This window comes from Sphingomonas cremea (assembly GCF_021502585.1).
GTDB lineage: Bacteria > Pseudomonadota > Alphaproteobacteria > Sphingomonadales > Sphingomonadaceae > Sphingomicrobium > Sphingomicrobium cremea.
Window position 1 is genome coordinate 201,130 of record NZ_JAKFGM010000002.1, and the last position, 23,230, is coordinate 224,359.

Annotated in this window: 29 protein-coding genes; 13 read left to right on the forward strand and 16 right to left on the reverse strand. The window is 62.0% G+C overall.

Features of this window, described 5'->3' with window-relative positions:
• Nucleotides 1-241: 241 nt before the first annotated feature.
• From LVY65_RS07385 to LVY65_RS07405, 5 genes are all read right to left on the reverse strand, one after another.
• A complete protein-coding gene (locus tag LVY65_RS07385) occupies nt 242-769 on the reverse strand; it encodes a peroxiredoxin (protein WP_235067381.1) in 528 nt (175 codons plus the stop codon).
• Between the two features lie 39 nt (nt 770-808).
• The gene (locus tag LVY65_RS07390) at nt 809-1,417 is read right to left on the reverse strand and encodes a lysophospholipid acyltransferase family protein (RefSeq protein WP_235067382.1); all 609 of its coding nucleotides are present in this window, start codon (nt 1,415-1,417) and stop codon (nt 809-811) included.
• Between the two features lie 54 nt (nt 1,418-1,471).
• Complete coding sequence (locus LVY65_RS07395; RefSeq protein ID WP_235067383.1) at nt 1,472-1,624, reverse strand: hypothetical protein; 153 nt, start codon at nt 1,622-1,624, stop codon at nt 1,472-1,474.
• Nucleotides 1,625-1,702: 78 nt separating this feature from the next.
• Nucleotides 1,703-1,891, reverse strand: a complete 189-nt coding sequence (locus LVY65_RS07400) for a PspC domain-containing protein (protein ID WP_235067384.1) — start codon at nt 1,889-1,891, stop codon at nt 1,703-1,705.
• Nucleotides 1,892-2,208: 317 nt separating this feature from the next.
• Nucleotides 2,209-2,454, reverse strand: a complete 246-nt coding sequence (locus tag LVY65_RS07405) for a hypothetical protein (protein WP_235067385.1) — start codon at nt 2,452-2,454, stop codon at nt 2,209-2,211.
• 110 nt (nt 2,455-2,564) lie between these two features.
• Between LVY65_RS07405 and LVY65_RS07410 the strand changes: the two genes are divergently transcribed.
• Together LVY65_RS07410 and LVY65_RS07415 are read left to right on the forward strand one after the other, a co-directional pair.
• Nucleotides 2,565-4,376 (forward strand): ABCB family ABC transporter ATP-binding protein/permease, encoded by a 1,812-nt coding sequence (locus tag LVY65_RS07410; protein ID WP_235067386.1) that lies wholly within the window; start codon nt 2,565-2,567, stop codon nt 4,374-4,376.
• Nucleotides 4,377-4,429: 53 nt separating this feature from the next.
• Nucleotides 4,430-4,795, forward strand: coding sequence for a hypothetical protein (locus LVY65_RS07415; protein WP_235067387.1), 366 nt, complete (start codon nt 4,430-4,432; stop codon nt 4,793-4,795).
• A 44-nt stretch (nt 4,796-4,839) separates the two neighbouring features.
• Here LVY65_RS07415 and LVY65_RS07420 read toward each other — a convergent pair whose 3' ends face one another.
• The gene (locus LVY65_RS07420) at nt 4,840-6,285 is read right to left on the reverse strand and encodes a helicase HerA domain-containing protein (RefSeq protein WP_235067966.1); all 1,446 of its coding nucleotides are present in this window, start codon (nt 6,283-6,285) and stop codon (nt 4,840-4,842) included.
• 53 nt (nt 6,286-6,338) lie between these two features.
• Between LVY65_RS07420 and recQ the strand changes: the two genes are divergently transcribed.
• Both recQ and LVY65_RS07430 read left to right on the forward strand, forming a co-directional pair.
• Nucleotides 6,339-8,144 carry a DNA helicase RecQ gene (gene recQ, locus LVY65_RS07425; protein ID WP_456242940.1) on the forward strand — a complete coding sequence of 602 codons (1,806 nt, stop codon included), beginning with the start codon at nt 6,339-6,341 and terminating at the stop codon, nt 8,142-8,144.
• Nucleotides 8,128-8,541 carry a TIGR01244 family sulfur transferase gene (locus LVY65_RS07430; protein ID WP_235067389.1) on the forward strand — a complete coding sequence of 138 codons (414 nt, stop codon included), beginning with the start codon at nt 8,128-8,130 and terminating at the stop codon, nt 8,539-8,541. The genes recQ and LVY65_RS07430 overlap by 17 nt, the downstream gene beginning before the upstream one ends.
• Here LVY65_RS07430 and LVY65_RS07435 read toward each other — a convergent pair.
• From LVY65_RS07435 to LVY65_RS07455, 5 genes are all read right to left on the reverse strand, one after another.
• Nucleotides 8,538-8,750 (reverse strand): putative signal transducing protein, encoded by a 213-nt coding sequence (locus LVY65_RS07435; RefSeq protein ID WP_235067390.1) that lies wholly within the window; start codon nt 8,748-8,750, stop codon nt 8,538-8,540. The genes LVY65_RS07430 and LVY65_RS07435 overlap by 4 nt on opposite strands.
• Entirely contained in the window at nt 8,747-10,165 is a 1,419-nt protein-coding gene (tldD, locus tag LVY65_RS07440) for a metalloprotease TldD (RefSeq protein ID WP_408021979.1), read from the reverse strand. The genes LVY65_RS07435 and tldD overlap by 4 nt, the downstream gene beginning before the upstream one ends.
• Nucleotides 10,162-10,365: a zinc-finger domain-containing protein gene (locus LVY65_RS07445; protein WP_235067391.1), complete on the reverse strand. Its 204-nt coding sequence runs from the start codon at nt 10,363-10,365 to the stop codon at nt 10,162-10,164. The genes tldD and LVY65_RS07445 overlap by 4 nt, the downstream gene beginning before the upstream one ends.
• 41 nt (nt 10,366-10,406) lie before the next feature.
• Nucleotides 10,407-10,922, reverse strand: a complete 516-nt coding sequence (locus LVY65_RS07450) for a DUF4402 domain-containing protein (protein WP_235067392.1) — start codon at nt 10,920-10,922, stop codon at nt 10,407-10,409.
• Nucleotides 10,923-11,048: 126 nt separating this feature from the next.
• Nucleotides 11,049-11,567 (reverse strand): DUF4402 domain-containing protein, encoded by a 519-nt coding sequence (locus tag LVY65_RS07455; RefSeq protein WP_235067394.1) that lies wholly within the window; start codon nt 11,565-11,567, stop codon nt 11,049-11,051.
• Between the two features lie 110 nt (nt 11,568-11,677).
• On the opposite strand from LVY65_RS07455, the gene LVY65_RS07460 reads away from it, so the two are divergent.
• The 5 genes from LVY65_RS07460 (at nt 11,678) to LVY65_RS07480 (ending at nt 17,638) form a co-directional block, all read left to right on the forward strand.
• Nucleotides 11,678-12,622: an ABC transporter ATP-binding protein gene (locus tag LVY65_RS07460; protein ID WP_235067396.1), complete on the forward strand. Its 945-nt coding sequence runs from the start codon at nt 11,678-11,680 to the stop codon at nt 12,620-12,622.
• On the forward strand, nt 12,619-14,202 hold the full coding sequence (nadB, locus tag LVY65_RS07465) for an L-aspartate oxidase (protein ID WP_235067397.1): 1,584 nt from the start codon (nt 12,619-12,621) through the stop codon (nt 14,200-14,202). The genes LVY65_RS07460 and nadB overlap by 4 nt, the downstream gene beginning before the upstream one ends.
• 87 nt (nt 14,203-14,289) lie before the next feature.
• A complete protein-coding gene (locus LVY65_RS07470) occupies nt 14,290-14,625 on the forward strand; it encodes an STAS domain-containing protein (protein ID WP_235067398.1) in 336 nt (111 codons plus the stop codon).
• Between the two features lie 18 nt (nt 14,626-14,643).
• Nucleotides 14,644-15,606 (forward strand): MBL fold metallo-hydrolase, encoded by a 963-nt coding sequence (locus LVY65_RS07475; protein ID WP_235067399.1) that lies wholly within the window; start codon nt 14,644-14,646, stop codon nt 15,604-15,606.
• Between the two features lie 43 nt (nt 15,607-15,649).
• Entirely contained in the window at nt 15,650-17,638 is a 1,989-nt protein-coding gene (locus LVY65_RS07480) for a CHASE2 domain-containing protein (RefSeq protein WP_235067400.1), read from the forward strand.
• Here the strand turns inward: LVY65_RS07480 and LVY65_RS07485 are convergent.
• Together LVY65_RS07485 and LVY65_RS07490 are read right to left on the reverse strand one after the other, a co-directional pair.
• Nucleotides 17,635-18,219, reverse strand: coding sequence for an OmpA family protein (locus LVY65_RS07485; RefSeq protein WP_235067401.1), 585 nt, complete (start codon nt 18,217-18,219; stop codon nt 17,635-17,637). The two genes, LVY65_RS07480 and LVY65_RS07485, sit on opposite strands and share 4 nt — an antisense overlap.
• Nucleotides 18,219-18,614 carry a FecR family protein gene (locus LVY65_RS07490; RefSeq protein WP_235067402.1) on the reverse strand — a complete coding sequence of 132 codons (396 nt, stop codon included), beginning with the start codon at nt 18,612-18,614 and terminating at the stop codon, nt 18,219-18,221. Before LVY65_RS07490 ends, LVY65_RS07485 begins: the two co-directional genes overlap by 1 nt.
• A gap of 83 nt (nt 18,615-18,697) precedes the next feature.
• Between LVY65_RS07490 and LVY65_RS07495 the strand changes: the two genes are divergently transcribed.
• Entirely contained in the window at nt 18,698-19,120 is a 423-nt protein-coding gene (locus tag LVY65_RS07495; protein WP_235067403.1) for an ATP-binding protein, read from the forward strand.
• Between the two features lie 73 nt (nt 19,121-19,193).
• On the opposite strand, the gene LVY65_RS13440 is transcribed toward LVY65_RS07495, so the two are convergent.
• A complete protein-coding gene (locus LVY65_RS13440; RefSeq protein ID WP_408021980.1) occupies nt 19,194-19,397 on the reverse strand; it encodes a DUF6980 family protein in 204 nt (67 codons plus the stop codon).
• 24 nt (nt 19,398-19,421) lie between these two features.
• Between LVY65_RS13440 and LVY65_RS07500 the strand changes: the two genes are divergently transcribed.
• From LVY65_RS07500 to LVY65_RS07510, 3 genes are all read left to right on the forward strand, one after another.
• On the forward strand, nt 19,422-20,096 hold the full coding sequence (locus LVY65_RS07500) for a lipocalin family protein (protein ID WP_235067404.1): 675 nt from the start codon (nt 19,422-19,424) through the stop codon (nt 20,094-20,096).
• Nucleotides 20,097-20,247: 151 nt separating this feature from the next.
• On the forward strand, nt 20,248-20,856 hold the full coding sequence (locus tag LVY65_RS07505) for a hypothetical protein (RefSeq protein WP_235067406.1): 609 nt from the start codon (nt 20,248-20,250) through the stop codon (nt 20,854-20,856).
• Nucleotides 20,857-21,000: 144 nt separating this feature from the next.
• Nucleotides 21,001-21,489: a PilZ domain-containing protein gene (locus LVY65_RS07510; RefSeq protein ID WP_235067408.1), complete on the forward strand. Its 489-nt coding sequence runs from the start codon at nt 21,001-21,003 to the stop codon at nt 21,487-21,489.
• A gap of 27 nt (nt 21,490-21,516) precedes the next feature.
• Here the strand turns inward: LVY65_RS07510 and LVY65_RS07515 are convergent, their stop codons facing one another.
• Together LVY65_RS07515 and LVY65_RS07520 are read right to left on the reverse strand one after the other, a co-directional pair.
• Entirely contained in the window at nt 21,517-22,890 is a 1,374-nt protein-coding gene (locus LVY65_RS07515; RefSeq protein WP_235067409.1) for a PAS domain-containing protein, read from the reverse strand.
• A gap of 129 nt (nt 22,891-23,019) precedes the next feature.
• A complete protein-coding gene (locus LVY65_RS07520; RefSeq protein WP_235067411.1) occupies nt 23,020-23,199 on the reverse strand; it encodes a hypothetical protein in 180 nt (59 codons plus the stop codon).
• Nucleotides 23,200-23,230: the final 31 nt, after the last annotated feature.

Genomic DNA, 23,230 nt, shown 5'->3' on the forward strand with positions numbered 1-23,230 from the left:
TTAACGGAAGAGGTTAACGACAGGAGACTGAAATTAACCGAAAACTGTGCCTGCACAGTAACTTAGACGGTTAACTTTGAGTAGGGCTTGTGCTGAAAAAGGACAGAATTGCGCCACAAGCACAAATCCCGACTCGGCGGCATAACCGACGCCGGCAGGTCCGGAATCGCCGTATCGGTTAACCGAATTGGTCCTGCTCAGACATAAGTTTTCCGCAGGCCGATGAATTTCCGAAACGTGTTTAGCGCTGAAGCTCGCGTACCGCGGCCAGCGACTTTGCGACGTGGTCTTTCCAATCCAGTTCAGAATGAACCATTACAATCCGGCCGCCGCGGTCGATGACATAGCTGGTTCGATCGGAAAGTTCGGGCTTCTGCTTCAGCACCACATCATATGCTTTGATCGTGGCCGGGGAAGCACTGGCGACGGGAAAGGCGCTGCGGCAGGCCTCGGTCGAGAAGCGCTTCAAAGTGTCCAGGTCGTCGGCGCTCATGCCTATCACCCTGGCGCCTGCCTTGCGAAACTCCGGCATTGCGTCGGCGAACGCCTTGGCTTCGAGCGCGCATCCCTGAGTGAAGGCTTTGGGATAGAAATAGAGGACGACCGGGCCATGGCGAAGCTGTTCCTTCAGGTTGAGCTTGAAGGTTTTCCCGCCAAGCGCGCCCATCGTGCGGATCTCCGGCGCCTTCGCCCCGACCGGAAGCGCGGCCGAAAGCGGTTGAGCCAAAGCGGCCACGGCGAGCAAGAATAGGGAGCTGTAGGCACGCATCGGTCGTCTCCTGCGCTACGATGATTGTTACGCTAGCCCTTAGCAGCCGTCGGGGAAAGCGGCCCGTTCGGGATGGCGCGGGACAAGCGTTCGAAAGAAAGCGAAGGCAGGCTTCAAATCCTTCTCATAATCCCCGGTTGGGCGGATGACGGGGCCAAACACACCGTGCTTGGATGGATAATCGGGCCCCGCGCAGACGATCGGTACGCCCGCCTTCAGCGCGATCTGATAGAAGCCGGTCTTCCACTTTTTGGTCGCCGAGCGAGTGCCTTCGGGCGCGATTACAAGGATGAAGTCATCGTTCGCATTGAACTGGGCAACGATTTGGCTGACAAGGTCCTGGGGCGCCCTCCGGTCGACCGGAACGCCGCCCAGTGCGCGCATGAATCCCCCTATCGGCCATTTGAACAGGCTGTGCTTGCCGATGAAACGTATCTGTCGGCCGATCGCGTGCACCGCGCCGAGGAACACCAGGAAGTCCCAGTTGGAAGTGTGTGACGCGCCCATGATGACAAATTTGCGATCGGGCGGAAGGGAGCCGGAGATGGTCCAGCCGCTTCGGCGGAACCAGCCAATCAATAACCAGCGGATGAACCGTTCGAGCGGATTGAGCAAAGGAGGGGGGGCAGGAGCGGCCGCGACGGTCATGATGTTCGGAATGGACGATGCCGCGCATGCCTGTCCAGCGGCAGGTCTGCGGGCCTAGTGGAGAACCGAGCCGAGTATCCAGATAAGCGACATTGCAATCACGACCAGCAGCAACGAAAATCCAAGGACATAGCGAACGCCCTGAGCTTTCACGCCAGCGGTCGCTTCCGTTTCGTTGAGATGAACTTCGTCGCCTTGTCGTTCCATCGCGAAACTCCAGTCGCAGGCGATGTTGCCACAGCTGGGGTAAGAAAAACAGATGTTAAGGGTGGCTGGCCCGGCCGCTTAGCGGTCGTCGTTGGCCAGCCAACCCGTGAGAATGTAGATCAGAACCGCGACCGGGCCGGTCACCAGCGTGGCGATGATGACGCCGAGGCGAACGACGAGGACATCGACGCCCATCCAATCGGCGAGGCCGGCGCATACGCCCATGACCTTGGCGCGGGCGGGGTTGATCATAAAACGACCGTTCATGGCCTTGTCTTTCTTAAGGTATGGCACTTCAGGCGATCGGCAGCGAGGTTGCGGCGCTCACGAACAGAAGCGAAGTGATGAAGGCGCCGGCCAGGCTGACTGCGAGCTGGCGGCTGTCGACGAATGAGAAGGTCATTGCTGTTACTCCCTTTTTTGAACCCCCGATTGGGCTCGCAATCTTCATTGCAGGGAGTGTGCCAATTGACTTTTATCGTTATTTATCAATAATGCTGAGGCTGGATGCGCACGATCTGCCGGTGCGAAGCGCGAATAATTAGTGAATATTCCCAACTTGGCCGTCGGCAATTTCGCCGGAATCAGCCTTGGAGCGAGCCCTTTGGCGCGCGAGCTGGCAAGTGCTCGGCCGCAGGGGCCTTGGCAGGCCGGCATTGGGCAAGCAGGGTCGGGAAGTCGAAATCATTGTTCGCCGCCAGCGCCGGACCAGTCGCAGCGAGGCATGCGTCACGGCTTTCGTAGCGGGTTGGGATCGTCGCTACCGGAGCGCAGGCAGCCGAACCATCGGCGCACCCAAGAATGGCGATCACATAGAAACCCGGACCCATGTCATGTCTCCGTTAGGACGTGAGTCGATAACGGCGAGGAAACCGCCCTGTTCCAATCGGTTCGTCGCATCCGTTGCGGATGGGGGCGCCGGCCCCTACCTCATGACGCGATGAGAGACGCCCCGCCCCAAACTGAAAAGCCCAAGGGCGGTTTCGCGGTCTTGTGGCGCTTCCTGCCGATGCTCTGGCCTAAGAACGACATGGAGCTTCGCCTGCGGGTCGTCATCGCCGTCGTTCTGGTCCTGGCCGGCAAGGCGATTACGCTCGCAATGCCCTTCGCCTACAAGGCCGTAGTCGATGCAATGAGCGGTGAGCGCGCAGCCTGGATGGCGGCGCTGATGCTGGTAATAGCTTACGCCGGTGCCCGCTTCGGGGGCGTACTTGCCGACAATCTTCGCAACGCCCTGTTCGAAAAGGTCGGGCAAAATGCCGCACGGCGTTTGTCGGCTCGAGTGTTTCGCCATGTCCATTCGCTGTCACTTCGGTTCCACCTCGAACGGCGGACCGGAAGCCTGACCAAGATCGTCGAGCGCGGAACGAAGAGCATCGACATGATGCTTTATTTCCTGCTGTTCAATATAGCGCCGACGGTCATCGAGCTGGTCGCAATATGTGTCATCTTTTACCTGAAGTTCGGTGCCGGGCTGGTTGCCGCTACACTCCTGATCGTGGCGATCTATATTGCCTTCACCCGCAAAGTTACGGACTGGCGCACCCACTTGCAGCGCGAGATGAACGACGTCGACAATAAGGCGATCGGGCGGGCGGTCGACAGCCTGCTGAACTATGAGACGGTCAAATATTTCGGCGCCGAGGAACGAGAGGCACGGCGTTACGACCAGGCGATCGCGCAATTCACCCGCGCCGCTGTGCGCAACGAAGTAAGCCTCGCGTGGCTCAATATCGGCCAAAGCCTGATCACCAATTTGATGATGGCCGGCGCGATGGGCTTTACCGTCTGGGGCTGGAGCCAGGGCCGCTTTACGCCCGGCGATGTGGTGCTGGTGAATAGCTTGCTGATGCAACTGTTCCGGCCGCTCGACATGCTCGGCTGGGTCTATCGCTCGATCCGCCAGGGCCTGATCGACATGGAGGCGATGTTCGATTTGACCGACACGCCCGCCGAAGTGGTCGACGTGCCGGGGGCGCAGGCGCTCGTCGTCACTGACGGACATGTCCGGTTCGAGGACGTCGCCTTCGGCTATGAACCCGAGCGGATCATTTTGAAGGGCGTGACGCTCGACGTTCCGGCGGGAACCAGCATGGCGGTGGTAGGTCCGTCGGGCGCGGGTAAGTCGACACTCGCCCGGTTGCTCTACCGTTTCTACGACCCGACCGCCGGGCGGATCACCATCGACGGGCAAGACATAGCGAAGGTTCGGCAGGACAGCTTGCGCGGCGCGATCGGCATCGTTCCGCAGGACACGGTGCTGTTCAACGACACGATCGGCTACAACATCGGCTACGGCCGCGAAGGTTCGGATCAGGATGAGATCGAGGAGGCAGCACGCGGCGCCTCGATCGACCATTTTATCGCCGCACTTCCACAAGGCTATGAATCGATGGTTGGCGAACGAGGCCTGAAGCTGTCCGGTGGCGAGAAGCAGCGTGTCGCAATCGCCCGTACTTTGTTGAAAGATCCGCCGATCCTGATCCTCGATGAGGCCACGTCGGCTCTCGACAGCCGTACCGAAGAAGCGATCCAGTCGACGCTCGACGGGGTCGCCCGCAACCGCACTACCATCGTCATCGCCCATCGCCTGTCGACCGTCGTTGGCGCTGACCAGATCGTGGTTCTCGATGCCGGCCGCGTCGCCGAGCGCGGCACACACGCGGAACTGCTCGCCAAGGGAGGGCTTTACGCCGAACTGTGGACGCGGCAGGCGGCGGAGCGGGAGCTGGAAGAGGAAGAAGCAAAGTAACTCCTCTGTTCGCAACGAGTGGAAAGCGACGTGACCGAGGCTAGGATTGAAATATGGGTCGACCTTTATCCGTCGCACGATCAGCAATTTGGGCCGCCATCGCCACTGCTATTGCGCTTCTGGCCGTCATTGCGTTCCTGAGGGATCAATATCCGAAGGATTGGACGGCCTGGGCGGTGGCAGGAACGACCGTGGCCGGCGTGGCCGGTGCATTCATTGCCTTTAAGCGAGAGAGCCTCGGACGGGCTTTGGTGTGGCTCGCGTCACTGATCGTCGTGGCGTTTCTCGTCATCTTCGACCTGCTGGACGCCATCGTCGATCCATTCATCGACGCCGACTGGCCCGTCGCGGCCATGGCTGTTCTATTGGTCATTGGGCTGGGAACGTTTCTCAGCATATTGGTAGCTGACGACGAGTAGGGCGACATCCGGGGATGCTCGGCGGGGGAAATGGACGCAGCAGCCTACGCCGAGGCAGTGGCCCAACCCAAGCGGGGAATCGCTATCGATCGTTTGCCGGAAAGATCGACGCGGCTGACAATCAGCTCGCGGCTCTCGATATACTGCAGCAGGCGCCGGGCGCGGCCAAGCGAAGCCGTACCATAGCTTGCCGCAATCGCTTCGTCCGACGGGCAGGGTGCGCCTTCACGGGCGGCCCGAGCGACCAGCAGGAACGGACCCAGCATGTCGTCGGGAAGCGAGCGCGCGGCTTCGAGTGCAGGCGCCCAGCTTTCGTCACCTCCATCGAAAATGCCGGCGCGGGCCATCGACAGGCGGCGTGTGAAATCGGCGAGGTCGAGTGGCGGACGGGCGAGCCCAGCCATTCGGCAGCGGACGGTGAAATCCTGGAGCAGGACCGAAGCCGACCGGGCGGCGCTGTGGACATCCTCAACGATTGCACAAAGGACCTGGGCGATGATCGCCGCGGCTTCGTCGGCACTTTTCTCGGGCATTGGTTCGGCCCGTGTCGGCATACCGGATGCCATGGCCTGAAGCAGGGCCTCCGAAGGTAGTGGGCGCGGCTCCGATGCGACGATTGGCAGCGGTGGAGCCGGTTCGTCAGCGCTGGAAAACAATAGTTCCTGCAGATTTTCCACGGGAGCATTGAGCGGGGTCAATTTGGGGCTCATTGAGCGTGCCCTGGTTTCGACCTCGCCGATCGCCACCGCCACCGGGCGGCGGGCAATTGCGGGACCAAGGGCCAGGAACGTTCCGCGCGGGAGATCGCGGATCGCCTCGGCCTGGCGCCGCTCCATACCGAGCAGGTCAGCGGCCCGGGCCATGTCGATATCGAGGAAGGTGCGGCCCATCAGGAAGTTTGAAGCCTCTGCCGCGACATTCTTGGCCAGCTTGGCGAGCCGCTGCGTCGCGATCACGCCTGCCAGTCCGCGCTTGCGGCCGCGGCACATCAGGTTGGTCATGGCCGACAGTGAGGCGCGGCGGACTTCCTCCGCAACCTCCCCGCCACCCGACGGGGCGAATAGCTGCGCCTCGTCGACTACCACCAGCGCCGGATACCAATGGTCGCGCGGGGCATCGAACAGGCCGCCCAGAAATGCGGCGGCACAGCGCATCTGCCCTTCGGCTTCCAGCCCCTCCAGGCTGAGCACCACGGACGCCCGATGTTCGCGGATTCGGCCGGCGAGCCGGACGATGTCGCTCTCGCTATGGTCGGCGGCCTCGACCGGCACATGGCCATAGCGTTCGGCCAGCGTGACAAAGTCGCCTTCGGGGTCGATCACCACTTGCTGTACCTGACCCGCGCTTCGTTCGAGCAGCCGCCGCAGCAAGTGCGACTTGCCGCTTCCCGAATTACCCTGGACGAGCAGGCGGGTCGCGAGAAGCTCCTCCAAATCGATCGAGATGGCGTCGCCCTTCCCGTCGACGCCCATATTTACGCGCACCGTCACAATTTCGTCCATGGCAGGCGGAAGAGTCGCCGCGCAAGCTTGCGTGTCGCCTGATGCGCAGCAATGGTGTTTCTGTGACCAGCGTGCATCAGCTTCTCCACGACCGTTTCGGCTTTTCCCACTTTCGCGGCGTGCAGGAGGCGGTGATCGAGCGCGCGATCGGGGGGCAGCACACCCTGGCCGTGATGCCGACCGGCGCTGGCAAGTCACTCTGCTACCAGTTGCCGGCATTGGCCCGGCACGGCACCGCTGTCGTTATCTCCCCGCTGATCGCGCTGATGCAGGACCAGGTGCGAAGCGCCGACGGCTTCGGCTTTCGTGCCGCCGCGCTGACCAGCGCCAGCGAGGATCCGCGGGCCATCCGCGATGCGCTACGCGATGGCCAACTCGACCTGCTCTACGTCGCGCCCGAGCGAGCCACGACCGATGTTTTCCAACGGCTGTTGCAGGAAGCCGACATCGCTCTGTTTGCGATCGACGAGGCACATTGCGTTTCCGAATGGGGCCATGATTTCCGGCCTGATTATCGACTGCTGCTGCCCCTGCTCGACCAGCATCGCGACGTGCCTCGGCTGGCGCTCACTGCGACAGCCGACAAGCGCACTCGCGCCGACATTCTGGTGCAGCTCGGCATTCCCGAAGATGGGCTGATCGTCGCCGGCTTCGACCGGCCCAATATTCGTTATCATGTCCGTCCCCGCGACGGCGCGACCAAGCAGGTCAAGTCGCTGATGACCGCCCAGTCGGGACCAGGGATCGTCTATGTGCCGAGCCGCAATGCGGCGGACAAGCTGGCTGAACAGCTCGATTCACCGCATCGGCGCGTGCTTGCCTATCATGCCGGGCTCGATCCCCAGATTCGCCAGCGCAACCAGGCCGCCTTCGTCGACAGCGAGGAAATGGTGATGGCCGCGACGATCGCCTTCGGAATGGGCATCGACAAACCCGACGTCCGCTTCGTGGCCCATGCCGGCGTGCCGAAGTCGATCGAAGCTTATTACCAGGAAACGGGCCGTGCCGGGCGCGACGGCGACCCGGCCGAAGCCTGGCTCTTCTGGGGCGCGGAAGATTTCGCCCGCGCCCGCCGCCGCATCGAGACCGAGGTTGAACCCGAACGCCGACCGCAGGAGCGCGAGCGATTGAATGCGCTGGCCGCCTTCGTCGAAACCGCGACTTGCCGCCGTGCGATTCTGTTGCGTCACTTCGGCGAGGAGCCGCCCGAGCGCTGCGGCAATTGCGACAATTGCCTCGAGCCGCCGGCAACGATCGATGTGACCACCGTGGCGCAGAAGTTGCTCAGCGCCGCGTTTCGGACGGAAATGCGGTTCGGCGTCGCCCACCTAGCCGCGGTGCTTGGCGGCGATGACAATGAAAAGGTCCGCCAGTTCGGCCATGATCGCTTGTCGGTGTTCGGAATCATGGATGCGGACGAGCTGGCGCTGGTCCGGCCCGTGGCACGATCGTTAATGGCCCGCGATGCGCTGCGTGCAGACGAATATGGCGGGCTAAGCTTCGGTCCGGGGGCCAAGTCGATCCTGAAGGGTGACGAGCGGCTGGTAATCGCCGTCCCGCCAAAGCGGGTGCGGCGGGCTCGCTCGAGCAGCCCCGAGTTGCCGTACGATCCATTGTTCGAGGCACTGCGCGAATGGCGGCGCCACCGCGCCAAGGAGCAAGGCGTGCCGCCATATGTCATTTTTCACGATTCGACGCTGCGCGAAGCTGCAGCCCGAAAGCCGTCGTCGTTGAACGAGCTTTCCGCCATCGAAGGGATCGGCGATACAAAGCTGGAACGTCACGGCGAGTCGCTACTGGAAGCGATCGCTCTGGCGAAGGAGGTCGAACATGCACCGGCAGCTTGACGAAAAGACGCTGGTCAACGGGCAGATTAGCCCCGGGGATGTGCCTGCGCTCAAGCAGCTTGGCGTGACCTTGATTGTGAATAATCGTCCTGATGGGGAGGATGTCGGTCAGCCGTGTGGAGACGAGATCGAAGCCGCGGCAAAAGCGGCCGGGATCGAATATCGACATGTCCCGATCGCACGAGGAATGGGGCCGTCCGACGTCGAAGCGATGCGGGAGGCCATTCATTCAACCGGCGATGGCAAGCTGTTCGCCTTCTGCCGGTCTGGCAATCGCTCTGCGCTGGCGTGGGCTGTGGCCAAGAGCGAGGACGGCATGTCGCGCGATGAACTTAATCGCCTGGCCGGAGAGGCCGGGTTCGACCTGGGGCCGGTAGCGCATTTGCTACGGGACTAGGAGCGCCTGTCGTCGGCCAAAAGTGCCGTCGCGTCATCGAAGTCGTCTGCCAGCACCATCAACCGGACGCTGATCAGCCCGCCTCCGCCGAAAAAGCTGTTCGCCTCGGCATCGAAAATAACCGCGTCGATCCCTTCTGCTTCAAGCGCGAGCCGGGCAAGTTCCGCTTCCACGCGCGTGCCGTAGCGGGCGAGTTCGACCAGGCTCACGCGGCGGTGCCGCCGACCGTCAGTCCATCGATCAAAAGGGTTGGCTGTCCGACACCCGCCGGAACCGACTGCCCTGCCTTGCCGCAGATGCCGACGCCTTCGTCGAGCGCCATGTCGTTGGCGATGCCTTTGACGCGGGTCAGCACGCTTGGCCCGTCGCCGATCAAAGTTGCACCCTTGATCGGGGCGCCCAACTTACCGCCCTCGATCCGATAAGCCTCGGTGCAGGAAAAAACGAATTTGCCGCTGGTAATATCGACTTGCCCGCCGCCGAAGCTCTTGGCGTAAATGCCGTCCTTGACCCTCGTTATAAGCTCCGCAGGATCGTCCTTTCCGCCGAGCATGAAGGTGTTGGTCATTCGCGGCATCGGCGCATGGGCAAAGCTTTCGCGCCGGCCGTTTCCAGTCGGCTCCATGCCCATCAGCCGGGCGTTCAACCGATCCTGCAGATAGCCCTTGAGAATACCGCCTTCGATCAGAACGGTACGGCCCGTCGGCGTGCCTTCGTCATCGATGCTGAGCGAGCCGCGGCGATTTTCGATTGCGCCTTCGTCGACAACCGTGACCCCTGGAGCTGCGACCCGCTCGCCGATCCGGCCGGAGAAGGCCGACGTGCCCTTACGATTGAAGTCCCCCTCCAGGCCATGACCAACCGCTTCGTGCAGCAGCACACCGCACCAGCCAGGGCCTAGCACCACCGGCATCTCTCCCGCAGGCGCAGGCACGCTCTCAAGGTTGACCAGCGCCTGGGCGAGTGCCTCGTCGATCGCGCGGTTCCAGGTCGCTGGATCGAACAGCTGGTCATAAAGATGGCGCCCGCCGATCCCAAACGTGCCGGTTTCGCGACGGTCGCCCTGCTTGGCGACAATCGAAACGTTGAGCCGGACCAGCGGCCGGATGTCGGTCGCGGCGAATCCGCCGGCCCGGACGATCTCTACCACCGACCAGCTGCCCTGCAATGCCACGCTGACCTGCGCCACCCGTGGATCGCGGGCGCGTGCCGCTGCATCGATTGCCTGGCACAGCTCGACCTTCTTCGCGAACGGGATCGCCGATAGCGGATCGTCGTCGCCATACATTGCCCGATTGGTACGCGGCGGTGGTTCCGATGGTGCGCCCTTTGCCGGGTCGAGAAGCTTCAACGTTTGCGCTGCTCGCTCGATCGCCGCAGCGCTGATCTCATTGGCGTGGGCGAAAGCGGTGGTCTCTCCCGTTACTCCGCGCAGGCCGAAGCCCGATCCGGTGTGGAAGTCGGCAGTCTTTAGCCGGCTGTCGTCGAAACCAAATGCCTCGGTCACTCGATACTGAAGATACAGCTCGCCATCGTCGTGGCGCGACAAATGCCTGGTCGCAAGCGCCGCGGCCTCGGCGGGATCGATTCCGCGATAAAGAAGCTCGCGCGGGGCGCCGGTCACGAGGCCTGCGGCTCGTCTGCCGGGCCGCCCTCGAGGACGAATCGGCGGTCGCAATATCCGCAATCGACAAAGCCCAGAGCCTCGTCGATCACATAATAAACGCGTGGATGTCCCAGGGCAGGAGGAACCTGCCCGGAACCGTCGCAGGCGACGCGGTGGTGCTTGGTGCGAATGACCTCTGGCGGGGGAATGTCGGACATGATCCCGCCCTAGCAACGCCGGTGCGCGGCTTCAATTGGACTCAGAGATATTCGGCGGTGACGTCGAACTGCGCCGAGTAGAGGCCTTCTGCCTGGTTGGCGTTGATCTGCAGGATCCCACCGACGTGAAAGAAGTAGGCGCGGGTCGTCGGGTCAATCGTCCGGATCGGCGAGCCGTCTAGTGTCAGCGCCAGGATCGTGACCGTGTCGCCAAGCCCGTTGCTGAGCGTGCCGGGATTGGTCGCGTTGATGATCACCAGCCTGCCGGGCGAACCAGCTCCCGCAAACCGGGCGCGCAATCCGGGGTCCGAGGGTACCAGCGTCACGCCGCCGGCGGCGGAGCGTGCGCTTCCGTCCGCCGGAATCACGACCGTCCCTGAAATTGGCGACGAAATGACCGTTCCGAAATCAAGGTCGTCGACCTTGGTCAGGGTCAGCGGGACCAGGATCAGCGCCTGGGCCTGCGCCGACGGCGATGCCGCTACAGGGGCGGCCTGTGCGGGAGCGGCCAGTGCCATGACTGCGCCAATCGCCAATGGCGGGATGAATTGCTTCACGATTTCCGGTCCTTCCCCACGCCGCCGATTTTGCGGATCGTGCAGACAATGGCCCAAAGGAATGACCGTCGATTCAATGCATTGCGTTGCCTGGAAATTAACCAGCGAAATTTATCCTATTGGCCGTCAGGGATATTGGACCGTAACGTCGATCTGCCCCGTATAAAGCCCTTCCACCGTGCCCGCCGGCACCGCGATCTGCGCGCCCACCGCGAAAGTGAAACTCTGCTGCTGCGCCAATATCTTCTTGTCCTGGCCATCCAGGGTGAAATTGCTAACGCTGAGCGTCTCGGTGCCGCCGACTCTCCGGATCAGCACGGGTGCTTTGGGGACCTTAATATTGACCACCGTCTGTTTAGATGCAGCCCCGGAATAGCGCGCCGGTGAAGGCGTTCCGCCAAGGTGGATCAGGCCCCCGGTAACGGACATGGCGCCTGTCACAGGGTCGATCGTCGCGGTGCCGCCGGTCGTCACGCCCAGCAGCGCGAAATCCATGTCGGCTGTCCGCACCAGGGTAAGCGGCCGCACCAACACGACCTGGGCGCTGGCCGTCGGCGAAGCTTGCACGGGCGCAGCCGCCGCCGCTGCTGGAAGCGACACGGAAAAGAGGCTGATTAGCGCCGAAACTCGGGCCGCACGGAACATGCCCGGATGTTTATCAAGGTTAACTAAAAAAAGAGGATGATGAGTAAGGTAAATAAGTCATTCACCAGTTCGGCTTTCGCGCCCGCTCACGCGCGGCTATGCGAATCGCCATGACCGGCACGCCCGAACCCGCGATCCGCATCACGGAACTGTGCAAGACCTATCGGTCCAAGGGCAGCCCGCCGAAGCAGGCGCTCGACCAGGTCAGCTTCGATGTGCCGCGGGGTCAGATCTTTGGATTGCTCGGTCCCAATGGCGCGGGCAAGTCGACTTTGATCAACATCCTCGCCGGGCTGGTGGTGAAATCGGGCGGCAGCGCTACCGTCTGGGGCTTCGATATCGATGAACATCCACGCAACGCGAAGCGGTCGATCGGCATCGTGCCGCAGGAGATTTTGTTCGATCCTTTCTTCACCCCGCGCGAAGCGCTGGAAATCCAGGCGGGCCTGTACGGAGTTCCCAAGCCGGAACGGATCACCGATGCGCTGCTTGCCGCGGTCCATCTGACCGACAAGGCCAACGCATATGCCCGTACCCTTTCGGGCGGGATGAAACGCCGCCTGCTGGTGGCCAAGGCGATGGTCCATTCGCCGCCCATCCTGGTGCTCGACGAGCCAACCGCGGGAGTCGATATCGAGCTTCGCCAGCAGCTGTGGGATTATGTCCGGGGCCTCAACAAGCAAGGCGTCACGGTAGTTCTCACCACCCATTACCTCGAGGAGGCCGAGCAGCTGTGCGACCGGATCGCCATCATCAACCACGGCCGGTTGATCGCCAACGAACCGACCCGCGAGCTGATTGCCAAGGCGCAGGACAAGGCTGTGGTTGTCGAGGTCGATCGCGACCTTGACGGTCCTCCAGACGCCGCGTGCTTCGAACGGATCGACATTACCGGACCGCGGACGATTGAAATCACTTACCGCAAGGACAAGGTGAATGCCGGCGATGTGCTTGCCGCCCTGCAGCGTGAAGGGCTTGGAATCATCGACGTTTCAACCCGCGACCCGGACCTTGAGGATGTGTTCCTGAGCCTGACGCGGGAGGCCGCAGCTTGACCGCGCTTGCCTTTGACGTGCTCGTCGTCGGATCGGGCGCGGCGGGATTGACGGCGGCGATTAACCTTGCCCCCACGCTCAGGGTCGGAGTCATCGCCAAGGGCAAGCTCAACGAAGGCGCGACCGGCTGGGCCCAGGGCGGAATCGCCGCAGTACTGGAGGCAGGCGACAGCTTCGAAGCGCATGTTCGCGACACGATGATCGCCGGGGCGGGGCTCAACAACCTGGCGATCGTCGAACATGTCGTGGGCGAAGCGCCGGCGGCGATCGCCCGGTTGACCGAACTGGGCGTTCCCTTCGCCACCGAAAATGGCGGACTTCACCTTACCCGCGAGGGCGGACACAGCCACCGGCGGATCGTCCATGTCGCGGATGCGACCGGCTGGGCGGTTCAGCAGGCGCTGGAAAAGGCCGCCGCGGCCCATCCCAACATCACCCTCATTCCCGACATGGTCGCGATCGACCTCATTACCGGCCGGCACGCCGCCGATTTCACCACGAGCGGGGAGGTACATGGACTTTATGCGTTTAATCGGGGGACCGGGCGCGTTGATTCGCTGGTGGCACGTGCCACCGTGCTGGCGACCGGCGGAGCCGGCCGCACCTACCTCTATTCAACCGCGCCGAGGGGCGCGACCGGTGACGGAATCGCCATGGCGTGGCGTGCGGGCTGCCGCATCTCCAACATGGAATTCATGCAGTTCCACCCGACCTGCCTGTACAATCTTGAGGTCAAAAATTTCCTGATCACCGAGGCGGTGCGCGGCGAAGGCGGGATATTGAAGCATCCCGTAACCGGGCACCGCTTCATGCCCGACTATGATGAGCGCGGCGAACTGGCCCCGCGCGACGTCGTCGCCCGCGCCATCGATCATGAAATCAAGCGAGACGGCCTCGACTATGTCCATCTCGACATCAGTCATCGCGAACCGGAGTTCGTGAAGGGTCACTTCCCCAATATTTACGAAAAGCTGATCGGCCTCGGCATCGATATCACCAGTGAGCCAATCCCGGTCGTACCCGCGCAGCATTACACCTGCGGTGGCGTCGTCGTGGACATCGACGGAAAGACGGACGCGCCTGGGCTCTATGCAGCAGGCGAAGTTACCCAATCGGGCCTGCATGGCGCCAATCGCCTGGCCTCCAACTCGTTACTTGAATGCCTGGTGTTCGGCGAGGGTGCAGCGAAGCACATCCTCGCTCATTGGGACGAGTTGCATGAACCGCCGGCAATCAGGGCCTGGGATGAAAGCCGGGTAACCGACAGCGACGAGGAAGTGGTGATCCAGCAATGCTGGGGGGAAATCCGCCGCTTCATGTGGAACTTCGTGGGCATCGTCAGGACGACCAAGCGGCTGGAGCGGGCCAAGCGGCGGATCGACATGCTGCGCCTGGAAGTCACGGAATATTATAAACATTTCCGCGTGACTCCTGACCTGATCGAGCTCCGTAACTTGCTGGAGGTCGCTGACCTGATCGTCCGTTCCGCCCTGTCGCGCCATGAGAGCCGCGGGCTTCACTACACGCTCGATTATCCGGACATGGCCGCGGAGGCGGTCGATACTGTGCTGGTGCCTTAGGTCCCTACCGGCGACAGATTTGCGTTGAAGCCGGAGTTACAGGTAACAACCGGTCAGTCGCGTTCGAGTACTTCGAAAGGACGATGGATGGACTATTTCCTTGATCGCCGAGAGGACGCGGTCATCGTCGCCGTCCATGGCCGCGTTGACGAGGCCAGCTGGGAGTCATTCGGGGCCGGACTCAGCGAAGCCATCCAACAGGCTCAGCAGTCCGGCCTGGGCGACGTGATCATCGACCTTCAGAAGCTGGACTATATGTCATCGCGTGGCCTTCGCGTGCTGACGGTCGCAAAGCGCCAGGGCCAGGAAGCCAGCGTAACCATTTCGCTTGCTTCACCTAACGAAGTGATGCGGGAAATCCTCGCGATCAGCCGCTACGACAAATTGTTCACCATCACCGAGACGATAGAAATTCGACGATAGCCAAGGGGGCGGGTCCAAATGCTTGTGCGATTCTGGGGTACTCGCGGGTCGCTCCCGGTCGCGCCCACAGCGATGGCGATCAGGCACAAGATCGCCAACGCCTTGGTCGCCGCCGATGGACGTCGGTTCGAAAACAGCGCCGACGCGGAACGTTTCGTCGATCGGGAATTAAGCTTCGCGGCAGGCAGCCATTATGGCGGGGCAACGTCATGCGTCGAGCTGGAAGCCGGAAACGGATCCTATTTCATCTGCGACATGGGCAGCGGACTAAGGTCGTTCGGGCTGGATTCGATGCGGAGGAACGCGGCCGGGCACAAGAAGACCTACAACTTCTTCCTGTCCCATTTGCATTGGGACCATATCATGGGCTTCCCCTTTTTCGCGCCTTCGTTCGACCCCGAAGCGACGATCCGAATTCACGCCGCCCATCCTGACGCCGAGCAAGCGCTTCGACGCCAGCAGGAGGAAATCTCATTCCCGGTGCCGTTCGACTGGCTGCGCGCCAATATCGAATTCGAGCAGTTGACCCCTGGCAAAAGCCATGAGGTCGACGGCGTGCGGATCGAGACGAAGCTTCAGCAGCATTCGCACGACAGCTACGGATACCGCTTCACCGATGCCGATGGACGGGCCGTCATCTACAGTACCGATAGCGAGCATAAATTGGACAAGATGGACGTCGAGGCGGCGTTCATCGAATTTTTCCGCAATGCCGACCTGGTAGTTTTCGACACCATGTATTCGCTCGCCGAAAGCGTCTCGATGAAGGAGGACTGGGGCCATTCGAGCAACATGGTCGCCGTCGACCTGTGCCATGAGGCAGGGGCCAAGAAGCTTGCGCTGTTCCATCATGAGCCGACCTACGAGGATGAAGATATCCAGCGGATGCACGAGGAGAGCATCCGCTATGAGGAGCTGACCCGCGAAGGATCACCGCTGGAAGTTATTTGTTCCTATGACGGGCTTGAAGTCCGCGTCTAAGCGCAAACTGACGGGGCGCCGGGTCTTCCTGACCTGGTTGGCCATGAGCCTTATTGCGGTATTCATCACCCTTACGCTCGGCGAGCGCATGCAGCGCGGCGTCTTCGACAGCTGGCAGGAATTCCGGCCGCGCGACCTTTCGCAGTCCGACGTACGTGTCGTGCTCATCGACAACGAAAGCATCGAAATGGTCGGTTCCTGGCCCTGGTCCCGCTATTACCTTGCCCGGCTGACCGAAGAGCTTGCGGCCAGGAAGGCCAAGGTCATCGCCTTCGACATCTTTTTCCCGGAACATGACCAGCTAGGGCCAGCGAACTTCGTGTCGCTCTACCCGGAACTCAACCCGGACATCGCGGCCAAGGTCCGCGCTCTGGAACCGATGGACCAATTTTTCGGCAAGGTCATTGGCGCGGCGCCGGTCGTGCTCGGTCACGCCGGGGTAGACGAGGCGCCAGAGGGTCAAGCGCCCATTGCCGATGCCCCCATTGACGGCACGCTTCCCAAGGCCGTCGACAGCTGGCCGGCAGAGCTGGCCGCCATACCCGAGTTGGATGACGTCGCGCTTGGCCATGGCCTGGTGAACGTCAAGCCGGAGAGCGATGGAATAGTCCGCAGCATACCCCTGGTGATGCGCGCCGCCGGCAAGCCGCGGCCAGGGTTCGCCCTTGAAATTGCGCGCGATGCGTTGGATGCCGAGACCATCGCGGTGGCTGGGAGCAGTATCGGCTTGGATAGCCGTCGAATCCCCATGGACCACCGAGGCCGAATGCGCCTTCACTTCGGTGCCTTTCCGGCGGACAAGATCATCTCCGCCGCCGACGTTCTGGGGGATGCAAAGCACCTCAAGCCCGACACATTCGCTGGCAAGGCGGTGCTCATCGGCCTGTCCGCGGACGGCACTTCGGACATCGCAGCGACTCCGATCGGGGCCGAGGAATTTGGACCGCTGGTGCAGGCGCAGGCAGTGGATGCAATCCTGCGGGGAGGATGGCTTGAGCGACCGGCCTGGGCCGGCCCGGCGGAATGGGCGGCGGCGGCACTGCTCGCGCTGCTCGCCCTGGGAAGCGCGATTTTCGGCAGGGCATATCGAATCTTCGTTGCCGCCATATTCCTGTCCGTGCCGATCCTCAGTTGGTTTGCCTTTGCAAATGCCAAGCTCCTGCTCGATCCCGCACGCCCCCTGCTGGTTGGGGGCGGGGCGGTCGCCGGCGTTGCATTAGGCCTTTTCGCACTGGCACGGATCGACCGGGAGCGGCTGCGCGACACCCTGGTCCAGGAGCGGATTGTCGCGGCCGAGAACGAAGGCGAGCTGCACGCCGCCCGGGCCATCCAGATCGCCATGGTGCCGCCCCGCTCCCGGCTCAGGAACCTCGATCCGCGGGTCGATATCGATGCCTTGCTGGAACCCGCCAAGTCGGTTGGCGGCGATTTCTACGATGCCATGAAGATCGCCGACGACCGGATCGGCTTTGCCATCGCGGATGTCACGGGAAAGGGCGTTCCGGCAGCCTTGTTCATGGCCATGTCGAAAGCACTGACCAGTGCCGCGCTTTCGCGCATGGAAGCCGATCCGGTCACCATGGCGGAAGCTATCAATGCCGAGCTGCTCAAGGACAATAGCGAGGCAATGAGCGTCACCATGATCCTCGGCATCCTGGACCTGGCGACGGGAGAGGTGCGGATGGTTTGTGCGGGCCATGAAGACCCGCTGCTAATCTCTGCCACCGGGGAGGCGACCCGTGTGCGCCTGGATGGTGGGCCACCCTTCTCGATCACCGAATTCCCCTATCCCCGGGAGGCGTTGAAGCTGCGGCCCGGCGAGACGCTGGTGCTGGTGACCGACGGCGTGACCGAAGCACAAAATGCACAAGGTGCGCTATTCGGCAGCGACAGGATCCTGTCGGAAATCCGGGCGAAGACCGGCAGCGCGGTCGAGATTTGCGAGAATATCCGGGTGAAGGTTCGTGAGTTCGAGGATGGGACCGAAGCCACCGACGACCTGACGGTCATGGCGGTGCGTTACCTTGGCTAGCGGACGATAACCTCTACGCGGCGATTGATGGGGCTGTCGAAATTGTCGACGGACGGCTCCTTCAATTCGCGCTCGCCGCGGCCGACCGCGGACATGATCGAGCGGTCAAAGCCCTGGGAGGCCAGCCAGTTCAACACTTCTTCCGCCCGCCGCATCGACAATATGTCATTATCATCCGCGCTGCCGACCGTGTCGGTATGCCCGATAACCTCAACCTCCGGCCCCGACCGGCCCGCGATCTCGGCCCGGAGCGCGTTCAGCACGGTCGTCGACTGGGGCGTCAGCGTAACCGTGCCCAGTTCAAAGTAGAGCGTGAAGCTGCGCGCCGGCGGTGGCAGGCCGGTAAGCAAGGCGGCCTCCTGCTCCTTCAGTCCTTTGTTGCCGAGCGGCTTGGCGGTCGGCGACTTGTTGCCCAGCGCGGTGCGGCTGTTGCCGTCCGCGATGACGGCGTCAGTCGGCTGGCCTTTGACCTCCAGCACGGCAACCGACCCCTGGTGACCCTCATCGTCCGGAAGAAGGACGAGCGACGAAGTCGCGCATCCGCCGAGCAGCAGGCCGGCAAGGGCGATACCGGCGCGCATCAATCCGGAACCTCGACGATGAACTTGGTGCCCCGGACGCCGAGCAACGTATTGGGCGTCCGGACCTTCATCGCGTCGCGATTCGACTTGGCGACCTTGCCCGAAACGACGGCCAGGGAGCCACGGTCGACCTGGGTGACGAACGATCCCGTCTGGCGGGTTCGGTCATATTGAAAATCGCTGACCGAGACCTGGCTGTTGGGCCCGACCGCGAACCGCGTATTGTCGACAAAGGTAAGGCTCATCCGGCCATCCTTGCCGGTGACCAGCTTGTCGCCGGCCAGCAGCTGCAGTCCCGGCGACGCCTTCAATTGCTGGGCGCCCCGTTGGACGGAAGCGGCGCCGCTGCTCTGCTTGATGCGGGCGATTTCCGCCATGGCCGGCGTTGCGGCCATTATGGCGATCAGTCCAATCCCAATGGATGAGCGAAGCACAGTGGGCCTCCCAACCGTTTCGGTAACGTGACATAGCGAATCCGATGAACAAGCGCGAATCCAATTCGGGCCCGGTCAATTGCCGGCTGAAAGGCCGTAATGCGGTCCTGCAGGCGGTGGGAGCGGCGCGGGCCTTCGGCGAGGCGCAATCGTTGACGCACGACAATTGCGCCCGGCTCTGCATCGTAATCGAGGAACTGGTCGCCAACCTTTACGAACATGGCGGACTGACGGACGAGGACAGGGTGGAGTTGAGCATGGCTCGGGCGCCTGAAGGTACCCGAGTCACTATTGTCGATCCCGGCCACCCTTTCGACCCGCGTTCCGCGATACCTCGAGGGGAGCGGCCTGAAGGCGGTGGTGGCGCCGGACTAGACATCGTCCGGTCATGGGCGCGAATCTGCGATTATTCGGCGACGCCGGAGGGCAATCGACTGGAGCTGCTGCTGCCCGACCGGTGTCCCTGACTGCTGCTTCCCCGCGCCTTCGCTGCAGGTGGCAATGACTTAGCTTGTGTCCGCTTTGGGTGGAAAACGGCCATTAGCGTTTCGGCAGTTTCGTTCCGCACCAGGGACAAAAGGCTATTGAGATGACGGAGCAACCCCCGTCGTGAATGATTAAACCATACCCGCCCGTTCGCTGGCCGTAGTTTACGAGAGCGTCGGGACATTCAAATCTATCGGGATGCAGGTCGCACTCGTTCTCAACGTTGGACCGCATCATTTCGCAACAATGGTCTGCCATGGGGTCGTTTCACACGCCTTCTTAATGACCGCAATGGGTCGAAAGCGGACATTCGGCCTATGGCTGGAATGGGTCGAAAGCCTGCGTCCCGTCGTTCGCGCATACGACGGAGGAACGACCAATCGCTTTCGACGTTCGGTGGGGATGGAACGAACGTCAAAACTATTGGCCCTTGGTGGTATTGGGCTGGCAGCCATCGGCCTAGCGGCATGCTCGACCCTTGTTTCCCGGCACCCAGTCGGAAACCGTTCCGTTCCTCAGCCCAATAAGTCAGTCGATCTGCAGAAATATCTCGGCCGCTGGTACGAAATTGCCCGGTACGAGCAGAGCTTCCAGCAAGGGTGCGAAGGCGTCACCGCGGATTATTCGCTCCGGGCGGATGGCAAAATCGACGTGCTCAACCGGTGCCGGAAGCCTGGCGGCAAGTCGAGCGAGGCACGCGGTCGTGCCAAAGTGGTTGATGGCGAAACCAAGGCCAAGCTGAAAGTCAGCTTTTTCGGTCCCTTCTACGGAGACTATTGGGTGCTCGATCACGCCGACGACTACGGCTGGTCAATCGTGGGCGAGCCGTCCGGGCGTTATCTGTGGATACTGAACCGCGAAGCCACGCCGGAAGAAGCGGAAATCCAGAAGCTGATCGATCGTGCGAAGGGCCTAGGCTACGACACGTCGATGCTGCTTCGCACCAAGCAACCCTGAGGCGGCGTCTATTGAAGTTACCGGCGCACAAGCGTTTGCAGTGGCTAATGACCGGAATGGGTGGAAAGCGGTCGTTAGGCGATGAAGCAATCGACCGGTGCACGACTGGGTCCCATTGCCAACCCCTCGACATGGGGTACTGCTGAGAGCAATGGATAATCTCAACTGGGTCTTCTCGTTATATGCCGTCGTTCTTGGCCTAACGCTGGCTGAGATACTAACGGGTTTCGCCAGGTCGATCCGACGCCGACATAATGCCGCCCTGGACGGTTATAAGGACGTTCGGCTAGGCCTTCTGACTCCGCTCCTCGCCATTTGGCTCATGTTCGACATTTCCAGCTTCTGGCTCGTGGCCTGGACGCTGCAAGATGCGATGTCGGTCAATCCCCTGACGCTTGCATTCGGGCTGTTAGTATCCAGCTTTTACTATGTTGCAGGCAGTTGGATTTTTCCTGAGGGAGATGCGGCAAGGACCGATCTGGACAATCATTACTTCCGCCAGAAAAGCTTCGTCTTCGGTCTCGTGCTTGCGTCAAACCTACTCACATACCTGGGCCGAAGCTGGCTGATGGGAACCTTCGGCATTCGCGGCTTCGGGCAGTATGATTACTCGATGTTCGTCCTTTATTTTTTGCTGCAGTTGGCCGGGATTCTGATCAGGGGGAGAATGGCTAACCTTGCCGTCTTGGTCTGCCTGCTCCTGCTCACCATCGACTTCAACTTGGGACTTGGGATCAGGATCGTGAACGCGATATCCTAATGTCCGCAATGGGTCGAAAGCTGCCATTAGAACCCCAATAAGGCGAAAGCCCCTGTCCGCGCCCTTGGGGGCGAACTGGATGCAACTTCCGCGAACCATTTGTTCACTCTTCCTGCTTCACAATGGACGAGGAGTGAACTCGCCATGGCTCAACAGCTTGAAGGACGGACTGAACGCAGGCGCGCGGACAGGACTGCGCTGCACCTGAGCGCGACGATGCGCGACGGTGTTCGCAAGGCGCCGGCCCGGGTAATCGACATGTCCATCCATGGATGCCGCATCGAATGTTCGACCGTGGTCACCGACGACAAGATGGTATGGCTCGCCATCGCCGGCATCGAGGGCCAGCACTGCCGGGTCGCCTGGCACTGTGAGGAATTCATCGGCCTGGAATTCGAAACGCCCCTGTCCCAGGCGGTGTTCGATCGACTTGTGCAGGATCAGCAGCAGCTGCCCGACGCGGCTATTCGCGAGCTGCGCTCCATCGCGAGCCGGACCAATTGGCTGGCAAGGAAGGCCAGCGATGAGGATATCGCCATCCTCGCGGATATTTCGCGCCAATGCGCCGAAAATGCGGTCGTCGAGGGGCTGCGCCGAAGCGCGGCGCCAAAGGCGCGACCGGCCAACAAATAATTCAGGCCTCAAATCTTGGTCGCGGCCTCACGAAGGTCGCGACACTTGCTCCAGCAATTCCGAAATCCCGCCCGCCTGCTCGATCTGCGCGGCAAGCGAGCCGCGCGGCAGCTCTTCTTTTAACGCCCAGGCGAGGACGGCTTCGAGGTCCGCGGTGGTGGCGGCGTCGTATGAGTCGCCGAAGGTCAGCTTGACCACCGGCGCCATCGGGGCGCGAAGCTGAATCTTCAGGCCCTGCGCCTCGACCAGCCGCAGATATTCTTCCGGGCTGCTTTCGGCATCGATTGCGAAATCATAAGCGGCGCTAAGGCCTTCATGCATCGCGGCAATGGCGCGCAACCGGGCCATTCGAGCCTCGTCGGCCATGGCCCTGACTTCTGACAATTTGCTCTGCAACTGTCCCTCCAATGTTGGTGGCGCGGGTTCATGTTCCTGCGCCGGTTCCTCAACGTCCGCCGGTGCGGCTTCCTCTGGTTCGTCGAACGGCTGTTCGACGGCCGAAGGTTCGCTGGGCGGCAGGTCAGCCTCGACGACCGGGTCGATCTTTACTCCCTGGCCGTAGAAACCGGTCAGGTTGCCGAAGTCGTCGAGCAGTTTCGCGAACCCCGGCTTGGTTTTGGCTTCCGGAGGCTCGACAAACTCTTCCGCCACCGCTTCGTCACCGCCATCGACAGCCTCAACCGGCGCGGCGGTTTCTTCTGGCGGATCGATAGGTTCTTCGATCGCGAAGGGAATTACGCCGTCCGCCGCTTCGGGCTCTTCGACCGTGGCGTCCGCTTCGGGCTCCTCAACGGTGGCGTCCTCTGCGACCTCGGTTTCATCTGAAACTACCTCTGGTGCCGGCTCATCTACCGGCGGTGCTTCTTCGGCATCGGCGACTTCGACGGGCTCGATGTCCTCTCCGTCGATCGCCTCGACGCTGACGAAGGCATAAACATAGTCGACCCATGAACCGCAGGAGCTGAGGGGCAGCAGGGTCACCCAGCAGCGTGTCGTTCCGGCCGAGCTGCTGAAACTGTCCTCGAAGGCCAGGAAATCGCGTGAGATGGCAACGATTGGGAGCTTCCTGGCGATGCAGGACAGGAGCGAGGGGTTGGGAGCGTCGATGATTCGATCGACGGTGACATGCTCGCGCAATGCATCCCCGAGATGACGAATCTCGGCGTCCTGCCCGCCCCCGATGAGCTCGAGGAGAATCGAACAAGGCCCGGCATCGGTAATTTCCAGCGGGTCGAGATCGTGAAGCGGAGGAAATTCCTTGTCGCCGCGAATGGAAAGCCAATAGTCGAGCATGTTCTCATGCTTCAGCCGGTCGGCAGTGCCGATCGTCCTGAACGCGGTGAGCAGCGTTTCAGCCGTCGGCTGCTCGGCCGCTTGCATGCCAGAATCGGGCGCGCCCATATCAGTCTCCGTTCGTTGTCAACGAACAGGTCTGCGCTCGTCACTCTTAGAAAAGGTTAACTTGGCTGCCCGTGCGGTTGGAAGCTGCCGCGGGATGAGCGAATGCGGCGGTCAATGGAGCGTGCGCGCCTAGCGCAGCTTGCTCACCTTCAGCCCGTCCTGTTTGGCCCGCGCCTGGATCGATTCCTCGCTACGGGTCATTGCCTTGCTGATCGCCTTCAGGCTCATTCCCTTGCCGGCAAGCCGGTGGAGTTTCTGGATTTCGTCGCTGGTCCACGGCTGCCGGTGGCGTTCGAATTTCTCACCCATGGTCAATACTCCCGCACAGGCTGGCATCGCG